The 9,343-nt window shown below is 43.9% G+C and carries 9 protein-coding genes; 4 read left to right on the top strand and 5 right to left on the bottom strand.

Annotated features, from left to right (window positions below):
• Nucleotides 1-145 precede the first annotated feature (145 nt).
• A complete protein-coding gene (locus O9295_RS25720; protein ID WP_288036130.1) occupies nucleotides 146-562 on the top strand; it encodes a response regulator in 417 nt (138 codons plus the stop codon).
• On the opposite strand, the gene O9295_RS25715 is transcribed toward O9295_RS25720, so the two are convergent.
• A complete protein-coding gene (locus tag O9295_RS25715) occupies nucleotides 563-745 on the bottom strand; it encodes a hypothetical protein (protein WP_002763844.1) in 183 nt (60 codons plus the stop codon).
• 233 nt (nucleotides 746-978) lie between these two features.
• On the opposite strand from O9295_RS25715, the gene O9295_RS25710 reads away from it, so the two are divergent.
• The 3 genes from O9295_RS25710 to truB all read left to right on the top strand — a co-directional run bounded on the left by O9295_RS25710 (nucleotide 979) and on the right by truB (nucleotide 4,853).
• Nucleotides 979-2,550, top strand: coding sequence for a hydantoinase B/oxoprolinase family protein (locus O9295_RS25710; protein WP_288036128.1), 1,572 nt, complete (start codon nucleotides 979-981; stop codon nucleotides 2,548-2,550).
• A 127-nt stretch (nucleotides 2,551-2,677) separates the two neighbouring features.
• Entirely contained in the window at nucleotides 2,678-3,712 is a 1,035-nt protein-coding gene (tsaD, locus tag O9295_RS25705) for a tRNA (adenosine(37)-N6)-threonylcarbamoyltransferase complex transferase subunit TsaD (RefSeq protein WP_002798926.1), read from the top strand.
• A 259-nt stretch (nucleotides 3,713-3,971) separates the two neighbouring features.
• The gene (gene truB / locus O9295_RS25700; RefSeq protein ID WP_147071970.1) at nucleotides 3,972-4,853 is read left to right on the top strand and encodes a tRNA pseudouridine(55) synthase TruB; all 882 of its coding nucleotides are present in this window, start codon (nucleotides 3,972-3,974) and stop codon (nucleotides 4,851-4,853) included.
• A gap of 128 nt (nucleotides 4,854-4,981) precedes the next feature.
• On the opposite strand, the gene O9295_RS25695 is transcribed toward truB, so the two are convergent.
• From O9295_RS25695 to O9295_RS25680, 4 genes are all read right to left on the bottom strand, one after another.
• Entirely contained in the window at nucleotides 4,982-5,254 is a 273-nt protein-coding gene (locus tag O9295_RS25695) for a winged helix-turn-helix domain-containing protein (protein ID WP_288036126.1), read from the bottom strand.
• A 102-nt stretch (nucleotides 5,255-5,356) separates the two neighbouring features.
• On the bottom strand, nucleotides 5,357-6,403 hold the full coding sequence (hisC, locus tag O9295_RS25690; RefSeq protein ID WP_288036124.1) for a histidinol-phosphate transaminase: 1,047 nt from the start codon (nucleotides 6,401-6,403) through the stop codon (nucleotides 5,357-5,359).
• A 319-nt stretch (nucleotides 6,404-6,722) separates the two neighbouring features.
• Entirely contained in the window at nucleotides 6,723-7,943 is a 1,221-nt protein-coding gene (gene ispG / locus O9295_RS25685) for a (E)-4-hydroxy-3-methylbut-2-enyl-diphosphate synthase (protein WP_002798930.1), read from the bottom strand.
• A 34-nt stretch (nucleotides 7,944-7,977) separates the two neighbouring features.
• On the bottom strand, nucleotides 7,978-8,892 hold the full coding sequence (locus O9295_RS25680; RefSeq protein WP_288036123.1) for an alpha/beta fold hydrolase: 915 nt from the start codon (nucleotides 8,890-8,892) through the stop codon (nucleotides 7,978-7,980).
• Between the last annotated feature and the right edge of the window lie 451 nt (nucleotides 8,893-9,343).

Genomic DNA, 9,343 nt, shown 5'->3' with positions numbered 1-9,343 from the left:
AATCCTTATCTGGTAAGAGACTTAATTGATTAGTTCGCTCTATATCAAAAACAATTAACAAAAATCGCTAAATGCCTTTCTATATAAGGGTTCCATCCCTTATAACCCCCGTCCATTGCATAACACAAACCGAAGAGCCATAATCATGAAGCCGAGAGAGCCAATTAAAGTCTTAATTGCCGAAGATCACGAGCTAACTTGTTTAGTAATCAAGACTTTAATTTCCCAGCAGCCGCATTGTCAGGTGGTGGGAATTGCTTTTAATGGTCAACAGGCTATCGCATTGGCGAAAATTTATCAACCAGATGTAATTATTTTAGATGTACGGATGCCTGTCTTAAATGGACAGAGCGCCGCTATTCAGATCAAACAATTCGACCCTTATGTCCGCATTATCGCCTATAGTTCCTTGGCAAATCTTCTAATGGAAAAAAATAATCAAACTACAGCCTTTGATCTATACTGCCCTAAAGATATATCTTCCCAAGATCTGATCAAAGCGATCGATGACTTGGGAAAATTAGCACAATCGGACAAATCTCAATTCCGTCGGGTCGGATAGTTAACTAAGTTTTTCTTCGGGAAAAGTTGCTTGAAACTCATCGAGTAATTCATCCAACTCCTCAAGAGCTTGATTAACGTCTAATCTCAGACCCCCAATGTCGGGTTTATCGCGCAATTGCAGTAAATAATCCCGTTTATTGGCCATTTGTTGCACTTTATCGATCAAGCTGGTTTTATCCATAATTCACCCTCTGGTACTGACTGCGATTATATATCAGTCAGCCCATATCAGTGAACAGTGATCGGTGAACAGTGAACAGCCAGTGATCACTGGTAACTAGATCTCCCGCCAAAATCAAAAATCTTCTCTTGGGTGAGCAGACGGTAAACTCCGAGACAGGAGGAGAAAAAAGACAATAGACAGCTAACTGATAACTGATAACTGATAACTGATAACTGATAACTGACTTTCCTATGTCCCCTCTCAATTCTCACCGCACAGAAATAACTACCGTTGCCGATCCTATTTATCTAGAAATCTTTAAAAATCTCTATCAATTTATTGCCGAAGAAATGGGGATTACTCTGCAAAATACGGCAGCAAGTGTCAATATTAAAGAGCGCCTAGACTTCTCCTGTGCTATCTTTGATGAGGTAGGAAATTTAATCGCCAATGCTCCTCATATTCCCGTCCATTTAGGTTCTATGTCCGATAGTGTCAAAAGCTTAATTCAGGATAAAGGGGAGACGATTCGTCCAGGGAATGTTTATCTGGCTAATAATCCTTATAATGGCGGTACTCACCTGCCGGATGTCACAGTAATTAGTCCTATTTTTGACCGCCAAAATCAGGAAATATTATTTTATCTTGCCTCCCGGGGACATCAAGCTGATATCGGTGGCATTACCCCCGGTTCTATGCCTCCCCATTCTGTCCATATTAGCGAAGAAGGAATTTTATTCGATAATTTTTTGCTGGTAGCGGCGGGACAGTTTCGGGAACAAGAATTAATTAATCACTTAACTAATAGTCCTTTTCCTGCACGCAATATCGCCCAAAATATTGCCGATTTTCAGGCACAAATAGCCGCTAATGCCAAGGGGGAAAGAGAATTACATAATATGGTTGAGCGCTACGGATTAGCTATGGTTAAAGCCTATCAACAGTTCGTTCAAGATAATGCGGAATTAGCGGTGAGAAAAGCTATATCTGTCTTAAAAGATGGTGAATTTACTTATTATCTGGATAACGGTGCTGTCATCAAGGTCAGAATTAGCATAGATATTGATAATTGTCAAGCAACCATTGATTTTACTGGCACATCTAACCAGTTAAATAATAATTTTAATGCACCCCTAGCAGTGACAAGAGCGGCGGTTTTATACGTTTTTCGTACCCTTGTGGAGGAGGCAATCCCTTTAAATGCTGGCTGTTTCAAACCCCTCCATTTAATTATCCCGTCTGGCTGTTTTCTTAATCCCGTTTATCCAGCGGCCGTAGTAGCAGGAAATGTAGAAACTTCCCAGGCAATAGTTAATGCTTTATACGGTGCTTTAGGCATTCAAGCAGCCAGCCAAGGGACGATGAATAATTTCACTTTTGGCAATCAAGAATATCAATATTATGAGACTATTTGTGGCGGTTCCGGTGCCGGGGCAAATTTTGCGGGAACCGCTGCCGTGCAAACCCAGATGACTAATTCCCGTCTCACCGATCCAGAAGTATTAGAAATGCGCTATCCTGTGTTAGTAGAAAGTTTTAGCATTCGCCACGATAGTGGTGGCAGGGGACAATATTCTGGAGGTGATGGTGTGATTAGAAGAATTAAATTTCAAGAGGCGATGACTGCTAATATTTTATCGGGGAATCGCCTGATTCCCACCTTTGGACTAGCGGGAGGAAAAGCTGGTAAAATAGGACGTAATGCCGTGGAAAGAAACGATGGAACTATCGAAGAATTGCCCGGTACCGCGACTATAGAAATGAACCCTGGTGATATTTTTATTATTGAAACTCCCGGCGGTGGTGGCTATGGAAATTGCTGAATGATAACTTTAATTTTAATTAAGTACCTAAGCAAAATTAAGTAAGTGGTTATAATTAAATTAAAGATGGATCCCCCCTTAATCCCCCCTGAATAAGGGGGGTGTCTGACGATTTACTGATTAATTTATGACAATTATCTTAGCGATCGAAACCAGTTGCGATGAAACGGCTGTGGCTATTGTTAACAATAACCTGGTGTTGAGTAGTGTGGTTTCTTCTCAAATTGATCTCCATCGTCTCTATGGCGGTGTTGTGCCGGAAATGGCCTCCCGACAACACCTAGAAACCATTAATTTTTGTCTAGAAAAAGCTTGGCAAGAAACGGGGTTAAATTGGTCAGAAATTGATGGAATAGCCGCCACAGTTGCCCCCGGTTTAGTAGGTGCTTTAATGGTGGGAATGACGGCGGCTAAAACCCTGGCTATTGTCCACGATAAACCCTTTATCGGCATTCATCATCTCGAAGGTCATATCTATGCTTCCTATCTCGCTGAATCTGATCTTAAACCTCCTTTTTTATCTCTTTTAGTCTCTGGGGGTCATACCAGTTTAATCCATGTGCAGGCCTGCGGCAAATATCAACAATTAGGAACCACTAGAGATGATGCAGCCGGAGAAGCTTTTGATAAAGTGGCACGATTATTAAACTTAAGTTATCCGGGTGGTCCGATAATCGATCGCATGGCTAAAGATGGTAATCCGCAAGCTTTTCCCTTACCTGAGGGTAAAATATCTTTACCAACCGGCGGTTTTCATGCCTACGATTCCAGTTTTAGTGGTTTAAAAACTGCTGTTTTGCGCTTAGTAGAGAAATTCGAGCCAGATAATTTACCTGTAGCTGACATAGCCGCTAGTTTTCAAGATACGGTAGCCAGAAGTTTAACCCGTCGGACAATCAATTGTGCCTTAGATTATGGCTTAAAAACTATCGCAATCGGGGGAGGAGTTGCGGCCAATAGTGCCTTAAGAAATCATCTGGAAACTGCCGCCAAAAATCATCATTTAACCGTCTATTTTCCGCCGCTTAAACTCTGTACCGATAACGCCGCTATGATTGCTCGCGCTGCCGTTGATCATTATGATCTTGGTCATTTTTCTGACCTTTCTATCGGTGTTCGTTCCCGTTTACCTTTAAGCGAAGTTATGCAATTATATAAGTAGGGTTTGCGGCAAAAGGTTTTCGGTGGGGGCAGGGTGTGGGGTGTAGGGTGTAGGGTGTAGGGTTTTAACTATTTTCAGCATGAAGCCCAACGCCCGATCATGTTACGCTACCGCTAACCCATCCTATAAATAATTGCGCCTCCCTACTTAATACGTCAGATTTTTAGATATCAGCCGTCAGTATTCAGAATTGAGGAGATTGCTTTTATCTATTCTCCCCATCACCCCATCACCCCACCACCCCACTTCATAATTTATAATGTTTGGCTTTTTAAATCTCAATAAACCCCCCGATTGGACTTCTCACGATTGCGTGGCCAAAGTCCGAAAAATTCTTAAGACAAAACGAGTCGGCCATGGCGGAACTTTAGATCCTATGGCTACGGGAGTTTTACCGATCGCCGTCGGGGCTGCCACCCGATTACTGGCCTATTTACCCGAAAATAAGGCTTATAGGGCAAAAATCCAGTTAGGACTCAGCACCGATACCGATGATATTACGGGAAAAGCGATCGCTACTTGTCCCTGGCCCGATTTAACTTTAGAGGCAGTTAAGCCGCATTTAGCGGAATTTATTGGCAATATTGCCCAGATTCCGCCGATGTATAGTGCTATTCACAAGGATGGTCGCCGTCTCTACGAATTGGCACGCAAAGGGGAAATAATCGCAGTGGAGCCTCGTCAGGTCAAAATTGACCAAATTACGGTTTTAGGCTGGTTAGAGGGCGAATTTCCGCAAATAGAGCTAGATATTCACTGTGGATCGGGGACTTATATTCGTTCCCTAGCCAGAGATTTGGGCAAGGTGTTAGCTGTCGGTGGCACTTTAGCCAGTTTAACGCGCACGGAAAGCTGTGGTTTTCAGTTAGCCGATAGTATTAATCTCGAAGCTTTAAGGGCTAATTCCGAGGGTTTAATTTCACCTCGCATTGCCTTGGCGCATCTAGACTGGATTTCTTTCACACCAGAGAGAGTTATCGATTGGTTTCACGGCAGAAAAATTAATCTCACCGATGCAAATGTTATGATTGGTTCTCTGGTTGCCGTCGAGTCTTTAGAAGCTCAATTTCTCGGCATTGCTGAGATAGTTGTCAGAGAAGATGAATACTACCTACAGCCTAAAATAGTTATTCAGCAATAGGGTTAATAATTAGGGTCTGCTGAAAAAGTTTTTCGTGGGGACAGGGTGTGGGGTGTGGGGTGTGGGGTGTGGGGAGAATAAATAAAATAATCTCCTATCTCCTGACTCCTGACGACCGACTCCTAACCCTAACAACAGTTTTTGATTTTTACAAGAGGTCTAGTATAGACCCACTGATTATGATTTTTTCTGGCCACGATTTTTTTAGAAGCGACCAAAGATTTTAGACAAAGATTGAGCATAGAAACGGGACGATTTAAGCGCTCACTCAATTCTTGAACTGTGATTCCTTGAGGATAAAATTGCATAAGTTCAAAAATTTGTGCGCTAGTATTTAATCCTTTTGTCGGACTAATAATCTTGATAGCCAAGGCTAGTAATCGGGAGAAACGACAGGCCATTAGACCCTTGTTTGTCGCTGCTTTGTTCCGATCGATCTAGCCTTTTTTTTCAAGAATTTATCAGGGTTTAAAGTGCTAATAAGACCTTGACGGAAATAGAGATTAATTTGTTCCCATAATCTCTTGAATAGCAGATAAAAGGCGATCAATCTCCCCATCGGTCCCGATAGAAATCCGCACATAATTCTGAATGCGAGGATGTTTAAAGTATCGCACTAATATCTGACGCTCTTTCAGTTGATTATATAACTCACTGGCACTAATCTGGGGGGGAGAAGCGAGGATAAAATTAGCTTCCGAGTCAAAAACAATAAATCCCAACTCGCGCAAAGAAGTAATTAAACGGCTGCGGGTTTGACGGACTTTTTGCCAAACTTGCTCAAAATAATTATGGTGTTTTAAGGATGCTGTGGCTAAAGTTTGAGCAATGCGATCTAAATTATAGGAATCACGCACCTTATCCATCTGTTCGATAATTGCCCTCGAAGCAAAACCGAAACCGACTCTTAACCCCGCTAAACTATAACTTTTCGACATGGTGCGACTAATGATGACATTATCGTAACGGGAGAGAAAATCGAGATGATTGTCATCACTAAAATCCACATAAGCTTCATCAATTAATACCAATCCCGAGGCATTAGCACAGGTTGCTTCTAAATAGTCGCGATCAAGATGTTTACCGAGGGGAGGATTAGGGGAAGCCAGAAAAATTAATTTAGCTTCCGGACAAATAATCGGTCCTTCCAATGCAAATTTATCATTAGTGGGAAATTCGATAATATTTGCCCCGTGTACCCGGGCAATTGTCTCGTAAAGGGAATAGGTTAAATCTAAAAAAGCGACGCTTTCGCAAGGGTTAACAAAAGTTCGCAGGGCGATATTGAGGATATCATCGGAGCCATTACCCGCGATTATCTGATCGGCTGCTATGCCGTATAATTCCGCCGCCGTTTGCCGTAACTCTTTGGAGATAGGATCGGGATAGAGTCGGACTTTCTCTAATTGCTCTGGCAGGTGGGCAAAAATTTCCGCCGGTGGGGGATAGGGATTCTCATTGGTGTTAAGTTTGGTAAATCCCGCGCTTTGGGGCTGTTCTCCCGGAGTGTAGGCGGGGGTTTGACGAACACAATCGCGTGTAGGTAGCATGGACTCTCTGGGGCGGCAATTTCTAGCAAGCTTTCTATTGTAACAAATCCTCGCCGATGATCGGGGGTTGAATAGATGTCAACCCCTACCGGTAAAACTAATTAAGGTTGGCTGAATAAATCTAAAAACCTTGTTGGATAATATCTTTAGGCTTTTTTGAAATCAAAAAGTGCCAGCGATTGGAGTGATTGGGGGGAAAATTCAGGGACTTTTTCCCTAAAAATTAGGTAATTGACTCCCTGAAAATGGGTAAAACCCCACACCCCACACCCCACACCCCACACCCTGCCACCAGGAAAAACTTTTCAGCAAACCCTAATTAAGGTTCTACCCAACGGCCATCGGCTTTAATTAAATTAATCAACTCGCTTACACCTTCACTTTCGGGGACGCGTTTAATTTCCTCGCGACCGCGATAAAGGGAGATATAACCGGCCTGTTTCCCCACATAACCATAGTCTGCGTCGGCCATTTCTCCCGGTCCGTTGACAATACAACCCATAACGGCGATATCGAGTCCGGTGAGGTGTTGAGTCGCTGCGCGCACTTGCTGCAGGACATCTTCTAAATTAAAAAGAGTGCGACCACAGGAAGGACAGGCGACGTATTCGACCATGGTTTTCCGCAGTCCCAGGGCCTGGAGAATGCTGTAACAGACGGGAATTTCCTTTTCGGGAGCTTCCGTCAGAGAAACGCGAATCGTATCACCAATACCGTCCGCTAAGAGAGTGGCAATCCCGGCAGTGGATTTAATTCGTCCGTATTCCCCATCTCCTGCCTCAGTAACACCCAAATGCAGGGGATAATCCATACCCAACTCGTCCATGCGCTTAACCATGAGACGATAGGCGGCTACCATAACTGGCACGCGGGAAGCTTTCAGGGAAACGACCAGATTGCGAAAATCGAGGGATTCGCAGATGCGGATAAATTCTAAAGCCGACTGTACCATTCCTTCGGGGGTGTCGCCGTAGGTAAAGAGCATTCTTTCGGCCAGAGAACCGTGGTTAACGCCGATTCGCATCGCTTTATCTTGATCTCGCAGGGAAACTACTAAAGGTTTCAGAGTTTCGGCTATTTTTTCGCCAATTTCATCAAATTCAGCTTGACTATACTCGCTGCGGTCGGCTTTCGGTTTCTCGAAAACGTACAAACCGGGGTTAATCCGCACTTTATCGACGTGCTTGGCCACTTCTAGAGCGATTTTCATGCCGTTGTGATGTACATCGGCTACTAACGGCACAGGTTGATAGGTGGCGAGCAGTTTTTCCCTAATTTTAGCTAAAGCGGTGGCGTGAACCAGACTCGGCACGGTGACGCGGACAATTTCACAGCCGATTTCATGGAGGCGACGGATACCTGCCACGGAACCATCTATATCAAGGGTATCCTCGTTAATCATCGACTGCACGACCACGGGATGACCACCACCGATGGTAACGCTACCTACCTGGACGGGACGGGTTTTGCGCCGGTGAATCGTGGTGTCGAATTCGGAGGCAGTTGCGGGAGGGTTGAGCGTCGATTCCAAGGTTTGCATAGGACTATCACCAACAATCACTCTCCCTATTCTCTCAAAGAACAGCAACAGATTCTAGCCACTCTAATAAAATTGGGTTAAAACGGTCCGGACATTCATCCTGTAAACAATGACCGGCCCGTTCAAATTCTACATATTTAATCCTAGTATTAAGGGAGACAAAACCCTGGGCTAACTGGACGGGAACCATCCGATCTTGCTTGCCCCAACACAATAAAATCGGGATTTGTAAGCGTGGTAAAATTAACTTTGCCGGTGGACAATATTCGGGATGATTGACAGCTTGCGCTAGGGAAATAAACGCCTCGGCTGCCCCCTCATCTAGGGTTGGGGCGGCGATAATTTGTACTAATTCGTCGCTGACTGCTTTCTTGTCTTCGTAGGCGATTCCTGTCCATTTTTTCAAGACTTGCGGACGACGCAGATAGTAAAAAATCGGTTTTAATAGCCAAGGAGAAGTGAAAAATTTTTCGATGGGAGTGACGATATTTAATAACCAATCGGCGATCATTTCCCGCCGACGGCTGACATCGGGTAAACTGAGCATAACTAATCCGGCTACCATTTCTGGGTATTTACCCGCTAGGGCCATACTAACTAAAGAACCGATCGAATTTCCCACTAATACCACCGGTCTATTCATAAAAGTTTGCCAGAAATCGTGTATTTGTTCCACCCAGAGATTAACGCTATAGGGAACCTGTACTTTGCGCGAACCACCAAAACCTAATAAATCTACTGCGTAAACTCGATGATTTTGGCTGAGAATAGGAATATTATGGCGCCAATGTTCGATCGCCGCTCCAAATCCATGCAGTAAAATTAAAGGGGGTTTATCGGCATCTTGGGGGTTTTTTGCCGGCATAAAACTATAACGAATCTGCCAACCGCGCCACACCCAATCCCGTTGATAACCGATGCGTTCTGTCCAAGCTGGTGAAGTTGTCACTTAAGTCAAACAATTAAGAGGTTTTCAGGAAATATTATTCTAAGTAGGTAGGAGTTAAAAATTATCAGATGCCCCCCTTATTAAGGGGGGACTAAGGGGGGATCGGCACCCCCCTTATCAAGGGGGGCAGGGGGGATCGGCACCCCCCTTATCAAGGGGGGCAGGGGGAATCGAACCTAAAATCCATTTTTAATTTAATTATAACCAGCTACTTAGTTTTATTATCGAAAATTTGGGTTAAAACCCCGTCCTTTTAGGACGGCTTTAAGTTACAATGGAAAAAGCGATAACCAAGCTAAAAACTGAACCTTGACCACAGATAGTAGGGGGTTTCGTTCAGAAAAGAAGTCAAATTCGGCCTTGAACGAGTAAAACTTTCTAGGAAATAAGGTTGAACATGAGATTTTTTCGACTTGTTCAAAGTGGCCGGAGGGCATTCGGACACTCAAAA

This window comes from Microcystis sp. LE18-22.4A (assembly GCF_027531105.1).
Lineage (GTDB): Bacteria > Cyanobacteriota > Cyanobacteriia > Cyanobacteriales > Microcystaceae > Microcystis > Microcystis aeruginosa.
Note: the sequence above shows the minus strand (reverse complement) of the source record. Positions and strands in the feature narration are given on the sequence as shown.

Excerpts from the sequence above, each read along its gene's own strand:
- O9295_RS25720 (WP_288036130.1), top strand. The coding sequence starts at position 146 with ATGAAGCCGAGAGAGCCAATTAAAGTCTTAATTGCCGAAGATCACGAG.
- O9295_RS25715 (WP_002763844.1), bottom strand. The coding sequence starts at position 745 with ATGGATAAAACCAGCTTGATCGATAAAGTGCAACAAATGGCCAATAAA.
- O9295_RS25710 (WP_288036128.1), top strand. The coding sequence starts at position 979 with ATGTCCCCTCTCAATTCTCACCGCACAGAAATAACTACCGTTGCCGAT.
- tsaD (WP_002798926.1), top strand. The coding sequence starts at position 2,678 with ATGACAATTATCTTAGCGATCGAAACCAGTTGCGATGAAACGGCTGTG.
- truB (WP_147071970.1), top strand. The coding sequence starts at position 3,972 with ATGTTTGGCTTTTTAAATCTCAATAAACCCCCCGATTGGACTTCTCAC.
- O9295_RS25695 (WP_288036126.1), bottom strand. The coding sequence starts at position 5,254 with ATGGCCTGTCGTTTCTCCCGATTACTAGCCTTGGCTATCAAGATTATT.
- hisC (WP_288036124.1), bottom strand. The coding sequence starts at position 6,403 with ATGCTACCTACACGCGATTGTGTTCGTCAAACCCCCGCCTACACTCCG.
- ispG (WP_002798930.1), bottom strand. The coding sequence starts at position 7,943 with ATGCAAACCTTGGAATCGACGCTCAACCCTCCCGCAACTGCCTCCGAA.